This is a genomic window from Paraburkholderia sp. A1RI-2L (genome assembly GCF_048957375.1).
Classification (GTDB): Bacteria; Pseudomonadota; Gammaproteobacteria; order Burkholderiales; family Burkholderiaceae; genus Paraburkholderia.
The window spans coordinates 612,675-637,076 of sequence record NZ_JARBTA010000002.1 but is presented as its reverse complement, the minus strand read 5'-3'; the positions used below and the strand labels follow the sequence as shown (position 1 = coordinate 637,076).

16 protein-coding genes are annotated in these 24,402 nt (G+C 65.3%); 10 read left to right on the top strand and 6 right to left on the bottom strand.

The genetic code is table 11. The annotated features are described in order from the left end of the window. Nucleotides 1-12: 12 nt before the first annotated feature. Nucleotides 13-1,299, bottom strand: a complete 1,287-nt coding sequence (gene gabT, locus PWP93_RS17740; RefSeq protein WP_421045337.1) for a 4-aminobutyrate--2-oxoglutarate transaminase — start codon at nucleotides 1,297-1,299, stop codon at nucleotides 13-15. A gap of 132 nt (nucleotides 1,300-1,431) precedes the next feature. Between gabT and PWP93_RS17735 the strand changes: the two genes are divergently transcribed. Beyond that, the gene (locus PWP93_RS17735; RefSeq protein WP_421045336.1) at nucleotides 1,432-3,144 is read left to right on the top strand and encodes a PLP-dependent aminotransferase family protein; all 1,713 of its coding nucleotides are present in this window, start codon (nucleotides 1,432-1,434) and stop codon (nucleotides 3,142-3,144) included. A gap of 39 nt (nucleotides 3,145-3,183) precedes the next feature. Here PWP93_RS17735 and PWP93_RS17730 read toward each other — a convergent pair whose 3' ends face one another. The 4 genes from PWP93_RS17730 to phnC form a co-directional block, all read right to left on the bottom strand. Further along, nucleotides 3,184-4,020, bottom strand: coding sequence for an EamA family transporter (locus PWP93_RS17730; RefSeq protein WP_421045335.1), 837 nt, complete (start codon nucleotides 4,018-4,020; stop codon nucleotides 3,184-3,186). Nucleotides 4,021-4,215: 195 nt separating this feature from the next. Beyond that, complete coding sequence (gene phnE / locus PWP93_RS17725; RefSeq protein ID WP_421045334.1) at nucleotides 4,216-5,064, bottom strand: phosphonate ABC transporter, permease protein PhnE; 849 nt, start codon at nucleotides 5,062-5,064, stop codon at nucleotides 4,216-4,218. Continuing rightward, nucleotides 5,064-6,050, bottom strand: coding sequence for a phosphonate ABC transporter substrate-binding protein (gene phnD, locus PWP93_RS17720; protein ID WP_421045333.1), 987 nt, complete (start codon nucleotides 6,048-6,050; stop codon nucleotides 5,064-5,066). The genes phnE and phnD overlap by 1 nt, the downstream gene beginning before the upstream one ends. Nucleotides 6,051-6,091: 41 nt before the next feature. After that, nucleotides 6,092-6,958 (bottom strand): phosphonate ABC transporter ATP-binding protein, encoded by an 867-nt coding sequence (gene phnC, locus PWP93_RS17715; protein WP_421045332.1) that lies wholly within the window; start codon nucleotides 6,956-6,958, stop codon nucleotides 6,092-6,094. Between the two features lie 306 nt (nucleotides 6,959-7,264). Here phnC and PWP93_RS17710 point away from each other — a divergent pair, with 306 nt between their 5' ends. The 5 genes from PWP93_RS17710 (at nucleotide 7,265) to PWP93_RS17690 (ending at nucleotide 15,857) form a co-directional block, all read left to right on the top strand. Next, nucleotides 7,265-8,299: a M14 family zinc carboxypeptidase gene (locus PWP93_RS17710; protein ID WP_421045331.1), complete on the top strand. Its 1,035-nt coding sequence runs from the start codon at nucleotides 7,265-7,267 to the stop codon at nucleotides 8,297-8,299. Continuing rightward, entirely contained in the window at nucleotides 8,296-9,066 is a 771-nt protein-coding gene (locus PWP93_RS17705; protein ID WP_421045330.1) for an alpha/beta fold hydrolase, read from the top strand. The genes PWP93_RS17710 and PWP93_RS17705 overlap by 4 nt, the downstream gene beginning before the upstream one ends. Before the next feature lie 43 nt (nucleotides 9,067-9,109). Further along, the gene (gene selD / locus PWP93_RS17700) at nucleotides 9,110-10,186 is read left to right on the top strand and encodes a selenide, water dikinase SelD (RefSeq protein WP_421026127.1); all 1,077 of its coding nucleotides are present in this window, start codon (nucleotides 9,110-9,112) and stop codon (nucleotides 10,184-10,186) included. Continuing rightward, a complete protein-coding gene (locus PWP93_RS17695; RefSeq protein ID WP_421045329.1) occupies nucleotides 10,183-11,088 on the top strand; it encodes a cation diffusion facilitator family transporter in 906 nt (301 codons plus the stop codon). The genes selD and PWP93_RS17695 overlap by 4 nt, the downstream gene beginning before the upstream one ends. A gap of 524 nt (nucleotides 11,089-11,612) precedes the next feature. Beyond that, nucleotides 11,613-15,857 (top strand): ESPR-type extended signal peptide-containing protein, encoded by a 4,245-nt coding sequence (locus PWP93_RS17690; RefSeq protein ID WP_421045328.1) that lies wholly within the window; start codon nucleotides 11,613-11,615, stop codon nucleotides 15,855-15,857. A 192-nt stretch (nucleotides 15,858-16,049) separates the two neighbouring features. Here the strand turns inward: PWP93_RS17690 and PWP93_RS17685 are convergent, their stop codons facing one another. Further along, nucleotides 16,050-17,054, bottom strand: coding sequence for a LysR family transcriptional regulator (locus tag PWP93_RS17685; RefSeq protein ID WP_421026124.1), 1,005 nt, complete (start codon nucleotides 17,052-17,054; stop codon nucleotides 16,050-16,052). Between the two features lie 199 nt (nucleotides 17,055-17,253). Here PWP93_RS17685 and PWP93_RS17680 point away from each other — a divergent pair, with 199 nt between their 5' ends. The 4 genes from PWP93_RS17680 (at nucleotide 17,254) to PWP93_RS17665 (ending at nucleotide 24,322) form a co-directional block, all read left to right on the top strand. Then, nucleotides 17,254-18,156: an alpha/beta hydrolase gene (locus PWP93_RS17680; protein WP_421045327.1), complete on the top strand. Its 903-nt coding sequence runs from the start codon at nucleotides 17,254-17,256 to the stop codon at nucleotides 18,154-18,156. Nucleotides 18,157-18,221: 65 nt separating this feature from the next. Beyond that, nucleotides 18,222-19,451, top strand: coding sequence for an efflux RND transporter periplasmic adaptor subunit (locus tag PWP93_RS17675; RefSeq protein WP_421045326.1), 1,230 nt, complete (start codon nucleotides 18,222-18,224; stop codon nucleotides 19,449-19,451). A 71-nt stretch (nucleotides 19,452-19,522) separates the two neighbouring features. Continuing rightward, nucleotides 19,523-22,708, top strand: a complete 3,186-nt coding sequence (locus PWP93_RS17670; protein ID WP_421045325.1) for an efflux RND transporter permease subunit — start codon at nucleotides 19,523-19,525, stop codon at nucleotides 22,706-22,708. A gap of 54 nt (nucleotides 22,709-22,762) precedes the next feature. Then, on the top strand, nucleotides 22,763-24,322 hold the full coding sequence (locus tag PWP93_RS17665; protein ID WP_421046107.1) for an efflux transporter outer membrane subunit: 1,560 nt from the start codon (nucleotides 22,763-22,765) through the stop codon (nucleotides 24,320-24,322). Nucleotides 24,323-24,402: the final 80 nt, after the last annotated feature.

Here is a 24,402-nt window from a genome sequence, read left to right as displayed (position 1 = left end):
TGCGGCGCAGGCTTACGCCGGCACGCCCACGGCTTCCTTGATCGACTCTTCGAGGATCGCGAGTGCTTCGTCGAACACGGTGTCCTGAATGGTCAGCGGGAACAGGAAGCGCACGACGTTCGAGTACACGCCGCAGACGAGCAGCAGCAGGCCACGGTTGAGCGCGGCGGTCTGCACGCGCTTGGTGAAGTCGGCGTCGGCCTCGCTCGTGCCCGGCTTGCAGAATTCCGCAGCGTTCATCGCGCCTGGGCCGCGCACGTCGGCGATTTGCGGCACGTCGGCCTTCATCGCGTTGAGCTTGGCCTTGAGCTTGTCGCCGAGCTTGGTGGCGCGCTCGCACAGCTTTTCTTCTTCGATGATCTCGATCACCGCGTGCGCCGAAGCGACAGCCAGCGGGTTGCCCGCGTAGGTGCCGCCGAGGCCGCCAGGCGCTGCCGCGTCCATGACTTCCGCACGGCCCACCACGCCCGACAGCGGCATGCCGCCGGCGAGGCTCTTGGCGATCGTCATGAGGTCCGGCGTGACGTCGTAGTGCTCCATCGCGAACAGCTTGCCGGTGCGCGCGAAGCCCGTTTGCACTTCGTCGGCGATCAGCAGGATGCCGTGCGCGTCGCAGATTTTGCGCAGGCCGCGCACGAAGTCGGCAGGCGCCTGGTAGAAGCCGCCTTCGCCCTGGACCGGTTCGAAGATGATCGCGGCGACGCGCTTCGGATCGATATCGGCCTTGAACAGCATCTCGATGTGCTTGAGCGAATCAGCCGTGCTGATGCCGTGGACCGAGTTGGGGTACGGAGCGTGGTAGACGTCGGCCGGGAACGGGCCGAACGCGAGCTTGTACGGAGCGACCTTGCCGGTGAGCGCCATGCCCATCAGCGTGCGGCCGTGGAAGCCGCCCGCGAAGGCGATCACGCCCGGACGGCCGGTATGGGCGCGGGCGATCTTGACGGCGTTCTCGACGGCTTCGGCGCCGGTCGTGAAGAACGCGGCCTTCTTGGCGAAGTTGCCCGGTGCGCGCTGGGCGACCTTCTCGGCCAGCGAGACATACGACTCGTAGGGGACGATCTGGTAGGCGGTGTGGGTGAAGTGGTCGAGTTGCGCCTTGATGGCGGCGACGATCTTCGGATGGCGGTGGCCCGTGTTGCACACGGCGATGCCGGCCGCGAAATCGATGAAACGGCGACCTTCGACGTCCCACAGTTCCGCGTTCTCGGCGCGCTCGGCGTAGAAGTCGCACATCACGCCCACGCCGCGCGGGGTAATGGCGTTTTTGCGGTTCTGCAGTTCGGCGTTCTTGCTCACGGTCGTCTCCTTCAAAAACGGTGTCGGATGCTGGTTGGATGGGCGGACCACTGTTGGGTCCATGCCGCGACTATACTCAGGTTTGGCTCTAAAATTCAGAGCCATTCAGATAAATTCATAGGAGCCAATTTCGTGCGAGCGAGTGTTCTGTCCGATTGGCTGGCCCAGCGGCTCGAGCGTGGCAGCGGGCAGCCAGTCTACCGGCAACTGCACCGTCTGCTGCAGCAGGCGATCCTCTCGCGCGAGCTGCCGGCGGGCGCGCGAGTGCCGTCGTCGCGGCTGCTGGCGGCCGAGTTGGGGATCGCGCGCAATACCGTCACGCAGGTGTACGAGCAGCTAGTGCTCGAAGGCTATGTGACTTCGGCGACGGGGCGCGGCACCTTTGTTGCCGATACGTCGCCCGACGAGATCGTTGGCGCGGCGGAAATTGGCTCTCTGCAAGGGGGCAGAAATGTCGCTAGATCTGGATCCGCGCCTTATTTTGGGCCGGCGTGCAGGGGCGGGGATCCGGGGGGCATCGCAACTAACAGCCTTGCAGGGCAGGCATGGGCGAGCTTGGGTGCGGCGCCGGCAGTGCCCTCCGCGCCGGCTGCGCAGATGGCCGCCACACCGAATCGTCGCGCCGATGCCTTGATCGGGCCCGTGCCGCTCGCGACCGAGGCCCAGCGCACGGCAGCCCGCGCGCTCTCCACGCGCGGCGCGCGCCTGATTGCGGGCGCGGGCGTCTCGAAGCGACAGGGCGGCGCATTCATGCCGGGCGTGCCTGATGTTTCGCGCTTCCCGGCGCGCATCTGGACGCGCCTGCACAACAAGTACTGGCGCAGCCTGCGCCCCGATCTGCTCACTTATGCGCCGGGCGGCGGCCTCGCGCTATTGCGCCACGTGCTGGCCGATTATCTGCGCACGTCGCGCTCGGTGCGCTGCTCGCCCGAGCAGATCATCATCACGACGGGCATTCACCAGTCGGTGGACCTGGCCGTGCGTCTGCTCTCCGACCCTGGCGACACGATCTGGACCGAAGACCCGTGCTATTGGGGCGTGCGCAGCGTGATGCAGGTCTCCGGCCTCAAGCCGCGCCCGATCGCGGTGGACAGCGAGGGCATCAACCCGTCGCCCGACGATTTCGCCGCCGCGCCGCCGAAGCTCATTCTCGTCACGCCCTCGCACCAGTACCCGCTCGGGATGGTGATGAGCCTCGCGCGCCGCCGCATGCTGCTCGAGTACGCGCGCCAGCACCAATGCTGGATCATCGAGGACGACTACGACAGCGAGTTCCGCTACGGCAGCCGGCCGCTCGCGTCGCTGCAGGGGCTCGACACGGCGGGGCAGGTGATCTACGTGGGCAGTTTCGGCAAGACGCTGTTTCCGGGGCTGCGCGTGGGCTATCTCGTCGCGCCGGAGCCGCTTGCCGAAAGCTTTGCGACCGCGAGCGCCGAGCTATATCGCGAGGGCCAGCTCTTGCAGCAGGCCGTGCTGGCGGAGTTCATCGCCGAAGGGCATTTCACCTCGCACATCCGCAAAATGCGCGCGCTGTATGGCCAGCGCCGCCAGGTGCTGCTCGATGCGGTCACACGCCGTTACGGCGACGCGCTGCCCGCGATGGGCGGCGACGCGGGCCTGCACGTGGTCATGCAGTTGCCCGAGGGCAGCGACGACCGCGCCGTGGCCGAGGCCGCGCTCGCGCGCAATATCGTCGTGCGGCCGCTTTCCGGCTATTACTCGGCGCGCGAGCGCGCGGCGTCGGGCTTGCTGGTCGGCTATGCGAGCGTGCCCGATGAGGAGATCGCGCCGGCGTTCGATACGCTTGCGGAGGCGATCGATGCGAGTTTGCCGGTGCTGGGGTGAAGCGCCGGCGGCATCGGCTCGATGCCTCGCTCGCGTCCGTTACATCCGGATCAACACCGCCCCGCACGTCACCAGCACGCAGGCAACCAGGCGGCGCGCCGTGAGTTTTTCGCGCATGAACAGCCACCCGATCAGCACCGCGAAGATCGACGACATCTCGCGCAGCGCGGACACCATCGCGATCGGCAGATAGCGGAACGCCTCGATTACGAGGCAATACGCGGTGAGCGCCAGCACGCCCGCGAGCATGCCGCGCACGGCGTTGCCCTTCGAAACGAACATTTGCGCCGCGCCGCCGCGCAGCTTGCACACCACGATGAACTGCGGGACGTTCCAGAGCAGATAGACCCACATGATGTAGCTGAGCGGGTTGCCGGCGAGGCGCGCGCCGAGGCCGTCGACGATCGAATAGGTTGCGATGAAGAAGCCCGTCGCCAGCGCCCAGGGCACGCTTTCACCCGAAAAGCGCATGCCGCGCCGGAACGCGAGCGACATGATGCCGAGCGAGACGAGCAGCACGCCGGTGGCGGCGAGCGCATGCAATTCCTCGTGCGCGAATACCAGCGCGCCCACGAACACGAGCAACGGCGAGAGGCCGCGCGCTATCGGGTAGATCTGCCCGAAGTCGCCGCTGCGGTAGGCGCGGATCAGCGCGAAGCAGTACGCGAATTCGAGCAGCGCCGATGCCGCGATATACGGCCAGCTCGCGGGATCGGGCGGCGGCAGCACGCATACGCCGACCGCGCTCACCAGCACATAAGGCACCGAGAACATGCCGAGCAGCCAGACGCGGTCGCCCGAGAGGTGAAGGAAGGCGTTCCAGCTCGCATGCATGAGCGCCGAAAGCAGAACCAGCAGGACCACGAAGCTTGCCATCGAACGAGCGCGAAGAATGGGGAGGAGGATGCGGTTGCGGCCGCAAGCAGCCGATTATTCCAGCGAATCTGCCGTAGCGCCAGAACGCCAGGCAGCGCCGCCCAAAAGAAAAAGCGCGGGCTGCACGACGGATGCCATGCAGCTCGCGCTTCGCCTCGCCCGCCGGCGATGAGCAGGGGATGCGCGCGGGCAGCGTCAGATCACGTGTGCGCGCAGCTTCGCCGAGACAAGGTCGATCACCGTGACCACGGCGATCACCATGATCAGCACCGCGCTCGTCTGCGCATAGTCGAACGAGCGGATCTCCTCATAGAGCACGACGCCGATGCCGCCCGCGCCCACCATGCCCACCACCATCGCCGAGCGCACGTTCGATTCGAACCGGTAAAGCGCGTACGAGATCCACAGCGGCATGACCTGGGGCAGCACGCCATAGATGATCTCGTCGAGCGGCGTGGCGCCGGTCGCGCGCACGCCCTCGGCGGGGCGCGGATCGATGGCTTCGACGGCTTCGGCGAAGAGCTTGGCAAGCACGCCCGTGGTGTGGACCCAGAGCGCCAGCACGCCTGCGAATGGCCCGAGGCCCACCGCGACGATGAAGAGCATCGCGAACACCATCTCGTTGATGGCGCGGCACGCGTCCATCAGGCGGCGCACCGGATGCAGGAGCCAGCGCGGCGCGAGATTGTGCGACGACATCAACCCGAAAGGGACCGCGCAGACGATCGCGAGCGCCGTGCCCCACAGCGCCACCGCCACGGTTATCCACATCTCGTGCACATAGGTGCGCCATTCGGTGAAGTCGGGCGGGAAGAAGCCGCGCGCGAAGGTGCCCATGTTTTGCGAGTCGGCGAAGAGTTCGAGCGGGCGCATGTCCGCGCCGCGCCACGCTGCGCCGAGCAGCACGAACACGAGCGCCCACAGCACGAGCGACGACCGGCTGCGCTTGCCAGCTGCGGCGGCTTGCGTTGCACCCTGCGTTGCGACCGCCGGATTGGACGCCGGTGGCGCGAGCCGCGATGCGTCGAAGTCCATCGTGCCCATTACGGCTTCGCGGCGTTCGAGAGCGCACCGATCTTCGCGTCGATGGCCGCGATCTGGCTCTTGCGGTCTGCGTCGGAGAGGTGCGTGTCGGCGGCGATCTTCTCTTTCTGGCGGGACAGCGCGACTTCGCGGATTGGCACCAGCTGGGCGTCGGAGGCGGGCGCGAAGCCTGCGTAGCCCGTGATGCCGGCCATGATCTGCTTCTCCTTCGGATCGGTTTTCGCATAGCGATAGAAGAAGTCGCGCAGCTTCTGTTTGGTCGCTTCGGGCAGATCCTTGCGCCACACGAGCGGATCGGTCGGAATCAGCGGCGAGGTCCACAGCACGCGGACCTGGGCGAACTGGTCCGGATGCTTTTGTTGCAGGTTGGCGAGCTCTATCGTGTTGTTGGTCGCGATGTCGACCTTGTTGTTGACTACCGCGAGCAGGTTCGCTTCGTGGCTCGACGGCAGCACCGTCTTGAACGTCGACGCATTCACCTGGACGCCGCGCTGCGCGAACAGGTAATAGCCCGGAATCAGCGTGCCCGAGGTGGAATTCGGGTCGCCCCAGCCGAGCGTGAGATCCCTGGTGTTCCTGAATACATCGTCGAGCGTCTTCACGCGGCTGTTGACGTTGGTGATGAGCACCGACTTGTAGCCCGCGGCGCCGTTGGCGTAGAGCACCTTCGCGAAGATCTCGCCGTTCGAGCGGTCCACGGCTTCCATGGCGGAGGCGTTGCCGAAGTAGCCGATCTGCACCTTGTTGAAGCGCATCGCTCCGATGATGCCCGAGTAGTCGGTGGCGAAGAATGCGCTCACGTGCAAGCCGGTCTGCCGGTTCATGTCGTCGATGAACGGCTGCCAGCGCTGCTTGAGCACCGCGGAGGAATCGGTCGAGATAATGCCGAAGTTGATGTCTTCCGCGTGAGCGGCCGCGGCGCCCAGCGAGGCGACCGCGACGGCGCCGGCGGCGCACCAGGAGAGCATGGAACGGAGCAGTTTCATGAGAGGGCGGGTCCGTGTGTGTGAGGGGAAGGTTGGCGTGATCAGACTGCTTTGGGCTGCGCGCCGAAGCACTGCTCGACCGCGTGAGCAGCCGCATCGGCTTCGAGCAATTCGGGCGCGGCGCTGCCGTAAAGTTGTTGCAGCAGGGCGGGCGTGAGCGCGGCGGACGGGCCGTCGTAGACCACGCGGCCATCGCGCAGTGCGACCGTGCGCGGGCAGTACTGCATCGCGATATCGACCTGATGCAGCGACACCACCACCGTGAGCCCGTGATCGCGGTTGAGCATGCGCAGCATGTCCATCACGCGGCGCGACGATTCCGGGTCGAGCGAGGCAATCGGTTCGTCGGCGAGAATCACGCGCGCGCGCTGCACCAGCGCGCGGGCGAGCGCGGCGCGCTGCTGCTGGCCGCCCGAGAGATTCGTGGCGCGTTCGCCGGCCTTGTCGCCGATGCCCACTTGCGCGAGCGCCGCCGCCGAGCGTTCACGCTCGCTGCGCGGAAAGCACCCGGTGAGGCGGCGCCACGGCGGCAGGCGCGCGAGTGCGCCAATCAGCACGTTGGTTTCCACCGTGAGCCGGTTCACGAGATTGAACTGCTGAAACACGAAGCCGATATCGCGGCGAATGCGGCGCACTTCGCGCACGATGCGTCCGTTGCGCTGAATCGGCCGGCCAAGTATTTCGATCTGCGAAGGTTGTGGATCGGCGGCCACGAAGCCAGCGATATGGCGCAGCAGCGTCGACTTGCCCGAGCCCGATGCGCCGATCAGCGCGACCATCTCGCCCACGCTCACGTGCAGATTGATTTCGTCGAGCGCCTTGCGGTTCGCGCCTCCGGCTGAGGCGCCCTGGCCAGGGCGCCCCCGACCAAAGGTCTTCGAGAGACGTTCGATACGGATTGCGTTCATGCCGATTCGTCGTGTGGCCACGCGTCGTTGATTGAGTCCGGGACATTCTAGGAAGCGACTATGACGGTTGAGTGAAGGCATCGCGACGTCTAGACGACTACACGTCTTGCGGGACCGTGCGCTTTTCGAGTGATTTCTGTGCGCTTCGGGCGGGTCCGAAACATGTCGGTCACATGACAGCGCGAGCGCGCGTGACATGTGTGTGACGCCTCTCACGTGTCACGCGCAACGCCCGGCGAACGGGCTATATTGTGGGCAGACGTGCGTGCTGGCCCCGGTTTTTCATGGCAAATCCATTGGACAGAGATGCCCGGACTAAGCTTCCTACCCGATAGCTTCGCGGAATACGAGGACCTGAAAACGCTTCTCGATGCCGGCGCAAACTGGTTCGACATCCGCAGCGCGGGCGAGGTCGAAGTGCGCGGCCGCGCGTTCTCGCTTTACGTGGCTGCGGTGGGCTCGCGCGAACCGGATGCGCCTGCGATCGGCTTTTTCGGCGGCATTCACGGGCTCGAGCGCATTGGCTCGCAACTCGTGCTCGATTACATGCGCGCGCTCATCGGGCGTCTCGCGTGGGACGAACTGCTGATGCGCCAGCTCGAATCGGTGCGGCTCGTCATCATGCCGATCGTCAATCCCGGCGGCATGTGGCTCGCCACGCGCGCGAATCCGAACGGCGTCGACCTCATGCGCAACGCGCCGCAGGACGCCGACGAGCACGTGCCGTTTCTCGCGGGCGGCCAGCGCGTAGGCTCCTGGCTGCCGTGGTATCGCGGCGAGCGCGGCGCGCGCATGGAGCCGGAGGCGGCGGCGCTGCTGAAGGTCGTCGACGAGGAACTCGCGCATCGGCCGCTCGCGTTCGCGCTCGATTGCCACTCGGGCTATGGCTGGAGCGACAGCATCTGGTTTCCGTACGCGCGCACGCGTCAGCTCATGCGCCACTTGCCCGAGATGTACGTGCTCAAGACGATGTTCGAGCGTGCGCATCCGCATCACGGCTATACGTTCGAGCCGCAGAGCCACCAGTATCTGCTGCACGGCGATCTCTGGGATTGCGCGTACGACCGCGCGCCCACGGCCAGCATATTCCTGCCGCTCACGCTCGAATTGGGCTCGTGGCTCTGGATCAAGAAGAATCCGCGCCAGCTTTTTTCCCGCCAGGGCATGTTCAATCCGGTCATGCAGCACCGCACCGCGCGTGTTTTGCGGCGTCACGCGAACCTGTTCGAATTCCTCACGCGCGCCGCGTTTTCGTCGTCGCGCTGGCTGCCGCAGGGCGTGGCGCGCCAGCAGGTGCTGCAAAGCGCGATCGGGCACTGGTACCGGAAGCCGGGTTCATGACGGCGCGCTGGATCCTGCTGCGCGGCCTTACGCGCGAGTCGCGCCACTGGGGCGCGTTCGCGCCTCTGCTCGAAACGCGTTGCGGCGCGGTGCTGCCGCTCGACTTGCCCGGCAACGGCATGCTTGCGCATCTGCGCTCGCCCATCGATGTCGATGCCTATGTGGACGCCGTGCGCGCAGAAGTGCAGCGGCGCGGCGCGCGGCCGCCGCATCGGGTGCTGGCGATGTCGCTGGGCGGCATGGTGGCTTCGGCGTGGGCGCTGCGCTTTCCCGACGAGATCGAGCAGCTCGTGCTCGTCAACACGAGCATGCGGCCCTATAGCCGCTTTTACGAGCGGCTGCGGGCCGCCGCGTGGCCCGCGCTGCTGCGTGCGGCCTGGCACTGGCGCGATGGCGTGGCCGAAGCGGCAATCCACGCGCGCACCTGCGCGCGCTGCGACACGCTCGCCGCCGATCTCGACGACTGGTGCGCGATCCGCGCGAGCGCTCCCGTGAGCCGCGCCAATGCATTGCGCCAGTTGCTGGCGGCGGCGCGCTACGAGGTGCGCGGCGTGCCGCCTTGTCCGGCGCTCGTGCTGTCTTCGCGCGAGGATCGTCTCGTGAATCCCGCATGCTCGGCGCGGCTCGCGCGGGCGTGGAGCGCGGCGCATCGCGAGCATCCGTGGGCGGGCCACGATCTGCCGCACGACGACCCGCAATGGCTCGTGGATGCGGTCTGCGAGGCCGGGCCGCAGCGCGCCATCGCGCCCGCGGGGTTTGCCCCATAATATGCGGACCGTTTTTCCGGCTTTCCCCTGGAACACTCCGCATATGACGCACACGAACGACAACGACCGCCCCGCGCCCGCCGCGCCGCGCCTCACGAGCCTCTCGCACGGCGGCGGCTGCGGCTGCAAGATCGCGCCGGGCGTACTTTCCGCGCTGCTCGCGCGCAGCACGCCGCTCACGGCCACGTTTCCGAACCTGCTGGTCGGCACCGAAACGGCCGATGACGCCGCCGTCTACAAGCTCAACGACGAGCAGGCCATCGTCGCGACCACCGACTTCTTCATGCCGATCGTCGACGATCCCTACGATTTCGGCCGCATCGCGGCCACGAATGCGCTCTCGGACGTCTATGCGATGGGCGGCAAGCCGATTCTCGCGCTTGCGCTGGTGGGCATGCCCATCAACGTGCTGCCGCATGAGGTGATCGCCCAGGTGCTGCGCGGCGGTGAGGACGTGTGCGCGGCAGCCGGCATTCCGGTGGCGGGCGGCCATTCGATCGATTCGGTCGAGCCGATTTACGGGCTCGCCGCGCTCGGCATCGTGCATCCGGAACGCGTGAAGCGCAATGCCTCGGCGCGCGCGGGCGACGTGCTGGTGCTCGGCAAGCCGCTGGGCGTGGGGGTGCTGTCGGCCGCGCTCAAGAAGGACCTGCTCGACGATGCCGGCTACCGCGCGATGGTTGCGGCCGCCACGATGCTCAACAAGCCGGGCGCGGCGCTCGCCGAACTCGACGGCGTGCACGCGATGACCGACGTGACCGGCTTCGGCCTGCTGGGCCATACGCTCGAAATCGCGCGCGGTGCGAATCTCACGGCGCGTGTGCGCTATGCCGATCTGCCGTGGCTGCCGGGCGTGGAGGCGTTCGTGGCGCAAGGTGTGTTCACGGGCGCGTCGGGCCGCAACTGGGCCTCGTATGGCGAGAGCGTGACGCTCGCGGCCCAGTTGCCGGACAGCGCACGCACGCTGCTCACCGATCCGCAGACCTCGGGCGGCCTGCTTGTGGCTTGCGCGCCGGAGCAAGTGGATGCCGTGCTTGCGCGCTTCCACGCGGACGGCTTCGCGGATGCGCGCGTGATCGGCGAATTGACGGACGGGCCCGCACGCGTGGAAGTCGCATGAGCGGAGAGTCGCCGAAGGCCATTATCTACGCCCTCGCGGCGAACACCGGCATCGCGATCTGCAAGTACGCAGCGGCGGCGTTTACGGGCTCGGGCTCGATGTTCGCGGAGGCCATCCACTCGACGGCCGATTGCGGCAATCAACTGCTGCTGCTATTCGGCCTGCGCCAGTCGCGCGAGCCACCCACGCCGCTGCATCCGATGGGCGCGGGCCGCGCGATCAACTTTTATTCGCTGCTCGTGGCGCTGCTGCTGTTCTTCGTGGGCGGCGCGTTCTCGGTGTACGAAGGCATTCACCGGCTGATCGCGCGCGAGCCGCTGCAATACACGTATGTGGCGCTCGCGGTGCTGGGCATTTCCGTGGTGCTCGAAGCGCTCTCGCTTTACGGGGCGCTGCGCGAAATTCGCAAGGGCGCGCCCACGAAGTCGCTGTGGCGCTGGGCGCGCGAAACGCGCGACTCCGACCTGCTCGTGGTGGCAGGCGAGGACATTGCCGCCCTCGCAGGTCTCGCCATTGCGTTCGCGGCGGTGCTGGCGACGGTCATCACCGGCAATCCGGTATGGGATGCGTGCGGCTCGATCGGCGTGGGCGTGCTGCTGATGCTGATCTCATGGTTCATCGCGCGCGAGGTGAAGTCGATGATCGTGGGCGAATCGGCGAGCCCGGAGATGCGTCGCGACATCGAGGCGTTCTTGCGTGCGCGGCCGGAGATTCGCGGCATCATCAGCCTCATCACGCTGCAATGGGGCAAGGAGGTGGTCGTCGCCGTGCAGGCCGAGATGATCGATTACGACCATAGCCGCACGATGGTCGAGGCGATCAATGTAATCGAAGCCGATTTGCAGGCGAGATTTCCGGTGGTGCGCTGGGTGTTCTTCGAACCGGATTTCGCAAAGCGCTAAGCGCGATTTAATTTAATCTGCATGGGCCATGGCGACATCGATGAACGCCATGGCTTTTATTCTGACCCCATCATAGTCCCGCTGTTCGTCACGAATCGGCTGACGACGTCACTTTCGGGCCTCTCCGAATCTCCTTTCATATCCGCCCCTAAATACTTGGGGCGGTGGTGCATTGTCCGCTGCGCCCGACAACGCACCGCGAGTCAAACGGCTTTTGCGGCCGGTTCCTGGACTCCTATATCGAAATAGAAATCGTCTTATTCATTGCCAGGTCCTGTGCGAATAATCTTACAAGCGTAGTCGATGAGCTTCAGTGATCTCCCGTGAGGTGGCGCGCACGAAACGCGCACCCGCCGGATTTCACGGTGATGAAACTATAGCTGTGTTGCAGAAAAAGCAGGACTGCAAATTATTCTTCAAGTAATAAATCGCTGGATTGGCAACTGAGGATTTTGATCCGCGGACGTATTGCGTTCCGCGCGGACCACGCCTGTCCAGTCATTTCCTGGCTCTGGTGGAAAATTATGAATAAGGCATATCGCGTCGTCTGGAATGAAACTACCGCAAGTTGGGTTGCGGCTTCGGAATTGGCTTGTGGGCGCAAGAAGGGCGCTTCGCGCAAGGCTCGACTCTTGTCGTCGTTTGCCGCGATTGCGCTGACGACCCTGACGTTTGGCCTGGCCGCGCCGGGGATTGCCGAGGCCGGTTCGGTGGTGGCCAACGGCACGGCGCTGTACGGCACCTACGACAGCGCCACGACCGACTACTATCAGTATCTCTACCGCAACGGAGCGTACGCACCCACGAAGGGTTGGGACAACCAGTATGCACTGGGCGCCTATGTGTCGATCGGTATCTATGCGTCCACCAAGGTCAACAAGGCCGACGACGCGATCTTCAAACTCGACGGCTACAACGGCAATGGCCGCGGCGGTGGCGTTGCGCTGGGCGACAGCGCTTCGGTGATGGGTGAGACCGGCGTTGCGTTGGGCGCGCATTCCTCCGCAAGCCGAAACTTTTCCATGGCGCTTGGCGGCAACTCGACGGCTGGCGGTCTCGGCGCGATCGCCATGGGCCGTGAGTCTCTCGCCAATGGCAACTACAGCATCGCCAACGGCTTCGTCTCGACCGCTACCGGCACAGGCGCCATCAGCATGGGCCAGTCCGCCAATGCGAGCGGGCTGCGCTCCATCGCCATCGGCACGTCGAATCAGTTATCCGCCGCCGGCAACACCGCGGGCGACGCCACGTTCTTTGCCACCGCCGCCAACGCGGCCGGCACGGATACGGTCAGCATCGGCACCGGCGCTTCGACCGGCGGAAATAACAGCGTCGCACTTGGTTTGCAGGCCAACACCACGAGCACGGGCACCAACGGCGTTGCCGTCGGCAACGGCGCTTCCGTGTCGGGGGGCAATGGCATCGCCATCGGCACGGGTGCGGTGGCAAGCGGCGCGAGCGCACTCAGCGTGGGTACTGGCAACAACGTGTCGGGAAATAACTCGGGTGCCTTCGGCGACCCGAACGTCATTACCGGAAACGGTAGCTACGCCGTCGGCAACAACAGCACCATTGGCGGCGATGGCAGCTTCTCATTTGGCAACAGCAACACCATCAACGGCTCCAACAGCGCCGTCGTCGGCAGCAACGGTAGCGTTGCCGCAGGCCAGAACGATGTTTTCGCGCTGGGCAATAACATCACCAGCACCGCGTCCAACTCGGTGGTGCTGGGCTCCAATTCGTCGACTACGCGCGCCAATACCGTCTCGGTGGGCTCGGACAGCGCACAGCGCCAGGTCGTCAACATGGCTGCGGGCACGGCCGACACGGACGCGGTGAACATGTCGCAACTGAACGCGACGAATGCACAGGTCTCGCAGAACACGAGCGACATTGCTGCGAACACGTCGTCGATCACAAACCTCAATGATCGCGTGACGCAGAACACGACAGATATCGCGGGTAACACGGCTTCGATTACGAACTTGGATGGCCGCGTGACGCAAAACACCACGGACATCACCTCGATTCAGGGCGACATCAGCACGATCAACAACAACCTGAACAGCGGCACGATTGGCATGGTGCAGCAGGCATCGGCGGGCGCGGACCTCACCGTCGGCAAGGACACGGACGGCGCAGCGGTGGATTTCGCCGACAAGGACGGCAACACGCGTACGCTGAGGAACGTGACGGCTGGCGTGGCGGATACGGACGCGGTGAACATGTCGCAACTGAACGCGACGAATGCACAGGTTTCGCAGAACACGAGCGACATTGCTGCGAACACGTCGTCGATCACAAACCTCGATGATCGCGTGACGCAGAACACCACAGATATCGCGGGTAACACGGCTTCGATTACGAACTTGGATGGCCGCGTGACGCAAAACACCACGGACATCACCTCGATTCAGGGCGACATCAGCACGATCAACAACAACCTGAACAGCGGCACGATTGGCATGGTGCAGCAGGCGTCGGCCGGTGCGGACCTCACCGTTGGCAAGGACACGGACGGCGCAGCGGTGGATTTCGCCGACAAGGACGGCAATACGCGCACGCTGAGGAACGTGACGGCTGGCGTGGCGGATACGGACGCGGTGAACATGTCGCAACTGAACGCGACGAATGCACAGGTCTCGCAGAACACGAGCGACGTTGCTGCGAACACGTCGTCGATTGAAGCCAACACGGCTTCGATCACGAATCTTGACGGCCGAGTGACGCAGAACACCACGGATATCGCGGGTAACACGGCTTCGATTACGGACTTGGATGGCCGTGTGACGCAAAACACCACGGACATCACCTCGATTCAGGGCGACATCAGCACGATCAACAACAACCTGAACAGCGGCACGATTGGCATGGTGCAGCAGGCATCGGCGGGTGCGGACCTCACCGTTGGCAAGGACACGGACGGCGCAGCGGTGGATTTCGCCGACAAGGACGGCAATACGCGCACGCTGAAGAACGTGACGGCTGGCGTGGCGGATACGGACGCGGTGAACATGTCGCAACTGAACGCGACGAATGCACAGGTCTCGCAGAACACGAGCGACATTGCTGCGAACACGTCGTCGATTGAAGCCAACACGGCTTCGATCACGAATCTTGACGGTCGCGTGACGCAGAACACCACAGATATCGCGGGTAACACGGCTTCGATTACGAACTTGGATGGCCGCGTGACGCAAAACACCACGGACATCACCTCGATTCAGGGCGACATCAGCACGATCAACAACAACCTGAACAGCGGCACGATTGGCATGGTGCAGCAGGCGTCGGCCGGTGCGGACCTCACCGTTGGCAAGGACACGGATGGCGCTGCGGTGGATTTTGCTGACAAGAGCGGCAACACCCGCACGCTGAAGAGTGTGGCGGCCGGTGCGGTGACTGCCGCGAGCACCGATGCGGTGAACGGCTCGCAGCTCCATGGCGTGGCCAGTTCGACGGCGAGCGCGATGGGTGGCGGTGCAAAGGTCAATCCGGATGGTTCGATCTCGGCCCCGGCGTATGTGGTGGGCGGCAAGACGTTCGACAACGTCGGCGACTCGCTCACGAACCTCGATGGGCGCGTAACCAGTCTTGCCGATGAGATCAGCAGCGGTTCGGTGGGTCTGGTGCAACAGGACGCGGCGACGCGCAACATCACGGTCGCGAATAGCACGGACGGCACGGTCGTGGACTTCGCGGGCACGGCGGGTACGCGCGCGCTGACCGGCGTGTCGGCGGGCAAGGTGAATGCCGCAAGCACCGATGCCGTGAACGGCTCGCAACTCTTCGCACAAGCTGTTTCGACGGCTCGCGCGCTGGGCGGCGGATCGGCGGTGAGCAGCGATGGCACGGTCACCGCGCCTTCGTACGTGGTGGGCGGCATGACGGTCAACGACGTGGGCTCGGCGGTCACGAACCTCGATGGCCGCGTGACGCAGAACACGACCGATATCGCCAGCCTCCAGGGCAACATGTCGAACCTGAGCGGTCAGGTGGCGAATGCAGTGGCGTACGATTCGTCGGCGCACGATTCTGTGACGCTCGGCGGCAACGGCTCGGCCACGGCGGTTGCGCTCCACAACGTGGCGGCCGGTACGGCTACTACCGATGCAGTCAACGTCGGTCAGTTAAACGATGCAATTACCACGGTGACCAACATCGCGCAGAACGGCGGCACCCCGATGTTCGCGGCAACCGGCGACCGCAACAGCGAAGTCGCGGCTGCAACAGGCGCGCACGCGACTGCCGCGGGCGCGAATGCCGTGGCGGCCGGCGGCCAGTCGACGGCGGTCGGCGCGGGCGCGGTGGCGCGGGCGCACAACTCGGTCGCGCTGGGCGCGGGCTCGATGGCCAACCGCGATAACTCCGTTTCGGTTGGGGCGGGCGGCAGCGAGCGTCAGATCACCAACGTCGCGGCCGGCACCGAAGGCACCGATGCGGTCAACCTGAACCAGTTGAACAACTCGATCGCGCAGCAATCGAACACGTTCGGCCAGCAGGTCGGCAATCTGCAGAGCTCGATCAACATGGTTTCGAAGAACGCGTACGCGGGAGTGGCGGCGGCGATGGCCATGCCGAACCTCACGCCTTCGGGTCCGGGGCGCACCGTGGTCGCGGCCGGCGGCGGCTACTACATGGGCGGCAGTGCGGCGGCCGTGGGCGTGACGTATCGTTCGACGAACATGCGCTGGCTCGTGAACGGTGGCGTATCGGTCACCAACACCGGCAATACCGCCGCGCGTGCTCAGGTCGGCTACGAGTTCTGATCGAAACCTGGTTATGCGCCGTCGCGGCCTACCTGTGCGGCGGCGCGTGACCGGGCGGTGCAATCAACACCCCGAAGACTGGATCTCCGTCCAGCCTTTGGGGTGTAGTTCATTTTGACGGGGGCGAATGAGGTCCGCAACCTTCAGCGTTCACGCCGCCCAGCCTATGCCGCCCAGCCTACGCGGCCCAGCCTATGCGGCCCATTCCGAAATCACCGGCGTTTCGAGCGCCGGTGCGTTTTCCCGCTCTTCGAGCGTGCGCATCGTGCAGGTCTTGTCGAGCGAGGCGCGGCCGCTCAACAGCGGGCAACGGTCGAAGACTTCGGCGATCCAGTCGACGAACACGCGCACTTTCGGCGACAAATGCCGGCTATGCGGATACACGGCCGAAATCGGCATGGGCAGCGGCTTGAAGTCGGGAAGCACTTCGACGAGCGCCCCGGACTTCAGGTGCGGCAGCACCATGTAGCGCGGCCCCTGAATCAGGCCGAAGCCTTCGATGCCGCAAGTCACATAGGCGTCGGCGTCGTTCACCGAAACCATGCTCTTGAGCTTGATTTCCACTTCCTTGCCGTCGACGAGAAACGCCCAGTCGATCACGCGCCCCGTGCGCTGCGAAAAATAATTCACGGCGCGATGCTCCGCGAGCTCTTCTAGCGTTTGCGGCGTGCCGTGGCGTTCCAGGTACGAAGGCGACGCACACGACACGCCTTCGAACAAGCCGATGCGGCGCGCGACCAGCGACGAATCCTGCAGCGCGCCCACGCGCACGACGCAATCCACGCCCTCCTGGAGCAGGTCGACGGGACGGTCGGTCAAGCCCAGTTGCAGATCGATGTCGGGATAGCGCCCATGAAATTCGCATAGCGATGGAATCACGATGAGGCGCCCGATCGAACCGGGCATGTCGATGCGCAGCTTGCCGTGCGGCTTGCGATTGCGGTCCTGGAAGGTTTGCTCGGTCTCTTCCACGTCGGAAAGAATGCGCACGCAACGCTCGTAATACGCTGCGCCATCGGGCGTGAGCGAAAGACGGCGCGTGGTGCGGTGCATGAGGCGCACACCGAGAAACGCTTCGAGATTCTGGATGATCGTCGTGACCGAGGCGCGCGGCATGTCGAGCGTCTCGGCTGCGCGCGTGAAGCTGTTGGTATCGACGACGCGGGTGAACACCTGCATGGCCTGAAGGCGGTCCATTGCCACTCTCCGAAAGACATCGGACGCACACCGCGCCGACCCGCACCCGCTTTTGCCGGGCCGGTCGCGCGAATAAAAGGAAACTGATTGTTCAGGTGCGCCGAATTGTGTTGACGGATTATAGGCATTTATTTGTAGATCTGCCGAACCCACAATGCGCATCATTCGAATCTAATCTCGCGCATTGCGCTGTTTCGACATGGATCCCTTCAAACGCTCGACGCCGTGGATTTCCGCTGATTTATCCGTGCTCGCCGATAAACCCGCGCCCGTGCGCCAGGCAGCGGCCTCTTCGGCGAAGACACGCGCGCCCAAGCCCATCGACGTGAGCGAAGCGACGATCCCCGGTCATGCGCAGGACATCGTGCTGCGCATGTACCGCCCGCGCGGCGCGAACAATTTGCCGGTGCTGCTGTATTTCCATGGCGGCGGGTTCGTGCGCGGCACGCTCGACGACGCCGATCGCGCCGCCCGCTTTTTCGCAGAGCACTTACCAGCGCTCGTGGTTTCGGTGGATTATTCGCTCGCGCCCCGGTTTCCGTTTCCGGCCGCGCCCGAAGACGCGTATCTCGCTGCGCAATGGGTGCGCGCACGGGCGCGCGCATTCGGCGGCAACGCGAAGCGCGTCGTTGCGGCGGGGCATGACGCGGGCGGCCAGATCGCCAATGTGCTCGCGTTCATGGCGCGCGATCGCGGCGATGTGCGCCTCGCCGCACAGGCGCTGTTTGCGCCGATGCTCGACCCGAGCCTCACGCGCCTGGGTGACGAAGCACGGCTCGCTTCGGACATTTCCGCGAGCGAATGCGCGGCCTGCTATCGCGCCTATTTGCCTGAAGCCTCGCAGCGCATGCATCCGTATGCGGCGCCGCTGGAGTCTTCGCGCCTCGCCGGCTTGCCGCCCACGTTCATCGTCACGGCGCAAAACGATGTTCTGCATATCGAAGCGGAGAAGTATGCAACGCGCCTGATCGAAGAGGGTGTGCGCACGCACGTAATGCGTTATCCAAGCGTTTCGCATGCGCAGATTGGTGCGCATCCCGAAGCGCTGGCCGAGGCGGTGCGTTTTTTCCGCTGTTGTTTCGAAGCCGGCGTGGTCTGGTAGCGCCGCCGCAGCGTCGCGCAAAAGTATTTATCGAAAAACAATCAATCATTTCGCTGGAGCTAGCTATGTCTCTCAACTCGCATTCACGTACGCGCATTGCACTCGTGGTGGCCGCTGTTCTCGTCGTTGCGGGGCTCGGCTCGCTCGTCGCCATGCGTCTCGATTCGCACCCGGCCGTGGCCGCCGAAGCGCCACCCGCACCCGAGGTGGATGTCGCCGCCGTGCTCAAGCGCAACGTCACCGACTGGCAGAGCTACTCGGGCCGCATGGCCGCCGTCGAGAAAGTCGAGGTGCGCCCGCAGGTTTCCGGCACGATCGTCTCGGTGAATTTCCGTGATGGCGCGCTCGTGAACAAGGGCGACACGCTGTTCGTGATCGACCCGCGCCCGTATCAAGCCGCCGTCGATCAGGCCGCCGCGCAACTGGCCGCCGCGCAGGCGCGCACTGGCTACGCGCAGAGCGATTGGCAGCGCGCGCAGCGCCTGATTGGCGATAACGCCATTGCGAAGCGCGACTACGACGAAAAGCAGAATGCCGCGCGCGAGGCGAATGCGAATTTGAAGGCCGCGCAAGCGGCGCTCGAAGCCGCGCAGATCAACCTCGGCTATACGCGCATCGTCGCGCCGGTGTCGGGCCGCGTTTCGCGCGCCGAGATCACGGTGGGCAACGTGGTGTCGGCGGGGGCGAGCGCGCCGCCGCTCACGACGCTGGTTTCGGTGTCGCCGATCTACGCCGAATTCGACGCCGACGAACAGACCTATCTCGACTACATCAGCCGCATGAAGGACGGCTCCAAAGTCCCCGTTGAACTGGGACTCGCGAACGAAACCGGTTATTCGCGCAGCGGCACGATCGAGTCGGTGGACAACCGGCTCGACACGTCCTCGGGCACGATCCGCGTGCGTGCGCGCTTCGACAACGCCGACGGCGCGCTCGTGCCGGGCCTCTATGCACGCATCAAGGTGAGCGGCAGCGCGCCTCACGCTGCGCTGCTCGTCGACGAAGCGGCCATCGGCACGGACCAGGACAAGAAGTTCGTGTATGTCGTCGATGGCGCGGGCAAGGTCGCGTACCGCACCGTGCGCACCGGCGGGCAGCAGGGCAATTTGCGCGTGATCGTGGGCGGCCTGCAGGCAGGCGAGCGCGTGATCGTGAACGGCACGCAGCGCGTGCGGCCGGGCGAGGCCGTGCACTCCCACGAGGTGCCGATGAACGGCGACCCGGACGCGGGCGTGGCCAATGCGGCTGCGCCTTCGCCTGAAAATTCCCCTGCCAGGGCGGCCAAGGCTTCCTGAAGCGCAGTGCTCGCCCTCTGCGCGAGCGTGAATCTCGCTGCAAGTTAGTCATCCGAAATATAGAGCGACCCATGAACATATCGAAATTCTTCATCGACCGGCCGATATTCGCGGGCGTGCTGTCCGTGCTGATCCTGCTGGCCGGGGTGATCGCACTGTTCCAGTTGCCGATCTCCGAGTATCCCGAAGTCGTGCCGCCTTCGGTGGTCGTCCATGCGCAGTATCCGGGCGCGAACCCCAAGGTGATTGCCGAAGCCGTGGCCGCGCCGCTCGAAGAGCAGATCAACGGCGTCGAGAACATGCTGTACATGCAGTCGCAGGCCAATAGCGACGGCAATCTCACGCTCACGGTCACGTTCCGGCTGGGCACCGACCCCGACAAGGCCACCCAGCTCGTGCAGAACCGGGTGAACCAGGCGCTGCCGCGCCTGCCCGAGGACGTCCAGCGCCTTGGCATCACGACCATCAAGAGCTCGCCCACGCTCACGATGGTAGTGCACCTGATCTCGCCGAACAATCAGTACGACATGACGTACCTGCGCAACTACGCGCTGCTCAACGTCAAGGACCGTCTCTCGAACATTCGCGGCGTGGGCCAGGTGCAGCTGTGGGGCTCGGGCGATTACGCCATGCGCATCTGGCTCGATCCGCAGAAGGTGGCGCAGCGCAATCTCACGGCGCAAGACGTAGTGAATGCGATTCGCGAGCAGAACGTGCAGGTCGCGGCGGGCGTGATCGGCGCGTCGCCGAGCGTGCCCGGCACGCCGCTGCAACTGAACGTGAATGCGCGCGGGCGTCTGCGCACCGAAAGCGAATTCGGCAACATCATCGTCAAGACCAATCCCGATGGCGGCGTGACCTATCTGCGTGATATCTCGCGTATCGAACTCGCCGCGTCCGAATATGGCCTGCGTTCGCTGCTCGACAACAAGCCGGCCGTTGCGCTCGCCATCAACCAGGCGCCGGGCGCGAATTCGCTCGCGATTTCCGACCAGGTGCGCGAGGCGATGAAGGCGCTCAAGGAGGACATGCCCGCGGGCGTGGACTACCGCATCGTCTACGACCCGACGCAGTTCGTGCGCTCCAGTATCGAGGCAGTCGTGCATACGCTGCTCGAAGCCATCGCTCTGGTGGTGGTCGTGGTGATCGTGTTCCTGCAAACGTGGCGCGCATCGATCATTCCGCTCATCGCCGTGCCGGTGTCGATCGTGGGGACGTTCTCGCTGCTGCTGGCGTTCGGTTTCTCGATCAATGCCCTGTCGCTGTTCGGGATGGTGCTCGCGATCGGCATCGTGGTGGACGACGCGATCGTGGTGGTGGAGAACGTCGAGCGCAACATCGCCAGCGGGCTTTCCGCGCGCGACGCCACCTATAAAGCCATGCAGGAGGTGAGCGGGCCGATCATCGCGATCGCGCTCACCCTCGTGGCCGTGTTCGTGCCGCTCGCGTTCATGAGCGGCCTCACGGGCCAGTTCTACAAGCAGTTCGCGATGACGATCGCGATTTCGACGGTGATTTCGGCGTTCAACTCGCTCACGCTTTCGCCGGCGCTCTCCGCGCTCTTGTTGCGCGGCCACGGCGAGAAGGAAGACTGGCTCGCGCGGGTAATGAATACGCTGTTGGGCGGTTTTTTCCGGCGCTTCAACAAGGTGTTTCATCGAGGCTCGGAGGACTATGGGCGCGGCGTGAACGGCGTGCTGCGCCACAAGGGCGCGATGCTTGCGGTGTACGCGGTGCTGATCGGCGCCACGGTGCTGATGGCGCGCGTCGTGCCGGGCGGCTTCGTCCCCGCGCAGGACAAGGAGTACCTGATCGCGTTCGCGCAATTGCCCAATGGCGCTTCGCTCGACCGCACGGAAACCGTGATTCGCGACATGAGCGCAATCGCACTCAAGCAGCCGGGGGTGGAAAGCGCGGTGGCGTTCCCGGGCCTTTCGGTGAATGGCTTCACCAATAGCTCGAGCGCGGGCATCGTGTTCGTCACGCTCAAGCCGTTCAAGGAGCGCAAGAGCAAGGCGCTCGCGGCGGGCGCGATTGCGGGCGCGCTCAACCAGAAATATGGCGCGATCAAGGACTCGTTCATCGCCGTGTTTCCGCCGCCGCCGGTGCTCGGCCTCGGCACGCTGGGCGGCTTCAAGATGCAATTGGAGGACCATGGCGCGCTCGGCTATGAGGCGCTCAATCGCGCAACCGAGGACTTCGTGAAGCGTGCGGCGAAGACGCCCGAGCTGGGCCCGACGTTCTCGAGCTATCAGATCAACGTGCCGCAACTGAATGTCGATCTCGACCGTACCAAGGCCAAGCAGCTTGGCGTGCCGGTCACGGATGTGTTCGAGACCATGCAGATCTATCTGGGCTCGCTCTACGTGAACGACTTCAACCGCTTCGGGCGCGTGTACCAGGTGCGCGTGCAGGCCGATGCGCCGTTCCGCCAGAAGGCCGACGACATCCTGCAGCTGAAGACGCGCAACGCCGCCGGCGATATGGTGCCGCTCTCGTCGCTCGTGACGGTGACGCCCACGTATGGTCCGGAAATGGTGGTGCGCTACAACGGCTACACGGCCGCCGACATCAACGGCGGGCCCGCGCCGGGCTACTCGTCGGGCCAGGCGCAGGCGGCGGCCGAGCGCATCGCGGCTGAGGTGCTGCCGCGCGGCGTCAAGTTCGAATGGACCGACCTCACGTATCAGCAGATCCTCGCGGGCAACTCGGGCATCTGGGTGTTCCCGATCAGCGTGCTGCTGGTGTTCCTCGTGCTGGCCGCACTCTACGAGAGCCTGACGCTGCCGCTCGCGGTGATCCTGATCGTGCCGATGAGCGTGCTATGTGCGCTGACCGGCGTGTGGCTCACCCAGGGCGACAACAACATCTTCACGCAGATCGGCCTGATGGTGCTGGTGGGCCTGGCTTCCAAGAACGCGATCCTGATCGTCGAGTTCGCACGCGAACTCGAACACGACGGACATACGCCCCTTTCGGCCGCTATCGAGGCAAGCCGGCTGCGCCTGCGCCCGATTCTGATGACGTCCATCGCATTCATCATGGGTGTGGTGCCGCTCGTGCTGTCGTCGGGAGCGGGCTCGGAGATGCGTCACGCGATGGGCGTAGCGGTGTTCTTCGGCATGCTCGGCGTGACAGCCTTCGGCCTGTTGCTGACGCCGGTGTTCTATGTCGTGCTGCGCACGATCGCGGGAGGCAAGATCCACGTCGCGCAAAAAGATAACGCACGCACGACACGGTCCACGGTGGACGCGTAAGCAAGGATGATCAAGATGACTAACTATTCAGCCTCGCCCGCGCAACATCGCGGCATGGAAGATATAAGCCGATTCTGGCGCGTGACGCGGCTCGCCGCGGGCGTGGCGCTTTTCGCGTGGCTGGCCGCGTGCTCGGTCGAGCCCACCTACAAGGTGCCCGATGCAGGTGTGCCGAACGCGTACAAGGAAGCGCCGCTGCAAACGCAGGATCAGCCCGCCGGTCCGCACGACGTAGGCACTTGGACGCCCGCGCAACCCGCCGACGATGCGCATCGCGGCGAGTGGTGGAAGGCGTTCGGCGACCCCACGCTCGATCAGCTCGAGGAGCAGGCGCAAGCCGCGAACCAGGACCTCAAGGCTGCAGCCGCGCGCGTGCAGCAAGCGCGCGCGGTGACGCAGGCGGCGCGCGCCTCGTGGTTCCCGTCCATCGACGCAGGCTTCGGGCCGACTCGCGAGCGCGCCTCGCCGGCCTCGCTATATCTGCCGCAGAACGCCAATGTGCCTGCGCAGACGCTGTGGCGGGCACAGGCGACGGCGAGCTACGAAGTCGATCTGTTCGGCCGCGTGAGCTCGAATGTGCACGCGACCCAGGCCGATGCGCAGCAGAGCGAGGCGCTGTTCCGTTCGGTGCAGCTCGCGTTGCAGGCCGATGTCGCGCAGAACTACTTCCAGTTGCGCCAGTTCGACTCCGACGCCGATCTCTACCGGCGCACGGTCGCGTTGCGCGAGGACGCGCTCAAGCTCGTCGAGCGCCGTTTCAAGGAAGGCGACATCAGCGAGCTCGACGTTTCGCAGGCGCGCAACGAACTCGCGAGCGCGCGCGCCGACGCCGTGGGCGTGGCGCGCCAGCGCGCGGCTTCGGAGCATAGTCTCGCGATCTTGCTGGGCAAGGCGCCGGCCGACTTCACGTTCCCCGCGACGCCGCTTGCGCCGGTGGTCGTGCAGGTGCCAGCCGGCCTGCCTTCGACTTTGCTCGAACGCCGTCCCGACATCGCCGCCGCCGAGCGGGCGATGGCGGCCGCGAACGCGCGCGTGGGCCTTGCGAAGGCGGCGTTCTTCCCGAAGCTCGATATCACGGGGGCGTTCGGTTATGAATCCGCGACGCTCGGCGATCTGTTCATGTGGTCGAGCCGCGCGTTCCTGCTCGGGCCGCTCGCGGGCACGGCGCTCACGCTGCCGCTGTTCGACGGTGGCAGGCGCCGGGCCGATCTCGCGCAGTCGCGCGCGAAGTACGACGAGGATGTCGCGCAGTATCGCCAGCAGGTGCTCGTGGCGTTCCGCGAGGTCGAGGACAATCTCTCCGACCTGCGCCTGCTCGGCGACCAGATCGGCGCGCAGGACGATGCGGTGAACGCCTCGCAACGCGCCGCGCATCTCTCGCGCACGCAGTATGAGGAAGGCGAGGTGAGCTATCTGAATGTGATCGACAGCGAACGCTCGGTGCTGGTCTCGCAGTTGCAGGCGAGCCATTTGCAAGGCTCGCAGGCGGTGGCAACTGTCAATCTGATCCGCGCGCTGGGCGGCGGGTGGGGCGATGCGAAGCCTGATTCAGCGCCTGCTGCCGGTGCGCCCGTCGCAAGTTCGGCGACTGCCGCGCCGCTCGCTTCACGCTGACCGCTGCCGTGGCGACATGCGCGCGAGCCGCAAGGCGGCTGGCGCGCACGCGCGGGAACGACCTGAACCGAAACGGTACA

What these genes read in the sequence shown, in the direction of transcription:
- PWP93_RS17730 (WP_421045335.1), bottom strand. Translation starts at nt 4,020, where the DNA reads ATGGCAAGCTTCGTGGTCCTGCTGGTTCTGCTTTCGGCGCTCATGCAT.
- phnE (WP_421045334.1), bottom strand. Translation starts at nt 5,064, where the DNA reads ATGGGCACGATGGACTTCGACGCATCGCGGCTCGCGCCACCGGCGTCC.
- phnD (WP_421045333.1), bottom strand. Translation starts at nt 6,050, where the DNA reads ATGAAACTGCTCCGTTCCATGCTCTCCTGGTGCGCCGCCGGCGCCGTC.
- phnC (WP_421045332.1), bottom strand. Translation starts at nt 6,958, where the DNA reads ATGAACGCAATCCGTATCGAACGTCTCTCGAAGACCTTTGGTCGGGGG.
- PWP93_RS17710 (WP_421045331.1), top strand. Translation starts at nt 7,265, where the DNA reads ATGCCCGGACTAAGCTTCCTACCCGATAGCTTCGCGGAATACGAGGAC.
- PWP93_RS17705 (WP_421045330.1), top strand. Translation starts at nt 8,296, where the DNA reads ATGACGGCGCGCTGGATCCTGCTGCGCGGCCTTACGCGCGAGTCGCGC.
- selD (WP_421026127.1), top strand. Translation starts at nt 9,110, where the DNA reads ATGACGCACACGAACGACAACGACCGCCCCGCGCCCGCCGCGCCGCGC.
- PWP93_RS17695 (WP_421045329.1), top strand. Translation starts at nt 10,183, where the DNA reads ATGAGCGGAGAGTCGCCGAAGGCCATTATCTACGCCCTCGCGGCGAAC.
- PWP93_RS17690 (WP_421045328.1), top strand. Translation starts at nt 11,613, where the DNA reads ATGAATAAGGCATATCGCGTCGTCTGGAATGAAACTACCGCAAGTTGG.
- PWP93_RS17685 (WP_421026124.1), bottom strand. Translation starts at nt 17,054, where the DNA reads ATGGACCGCCTTCAGGCCATGCAGGTGTTCACCCGCGTCGTCGATACC.
- PWP93_RS17680 (WP_421045327.1), top strand. Translation starts at nt 17,254, where the DNA reads ATGGATCCCTTCAAACGCTCGACGCCGTGGATTTCCGCTGATTTATCC.
- PWP93_RS17675 (WP_421045326.1), top strand. Translation starts at nt 18,222, where the DNA reads ATGTCTCTCAACTCGCATTCACGTACGCGCATTGCACTCGTGGTGGCC.
- PWP93_RS17670 (WP_421045325.1), top strand. Translation starts at nt 19,523, where the DNA reads ATGAACATATCGAAATTCTTCATCGACCGGCCGATATTCGCGGGCGTG.
- PWP93_RS17665 (WP_421046107.1), top strand. Translation starts at nt 22,763, where the DNA reads ATGGAAGATATAAGCCGATTCTGGCGCGTGACGCGGCTCGCCGCGGGC.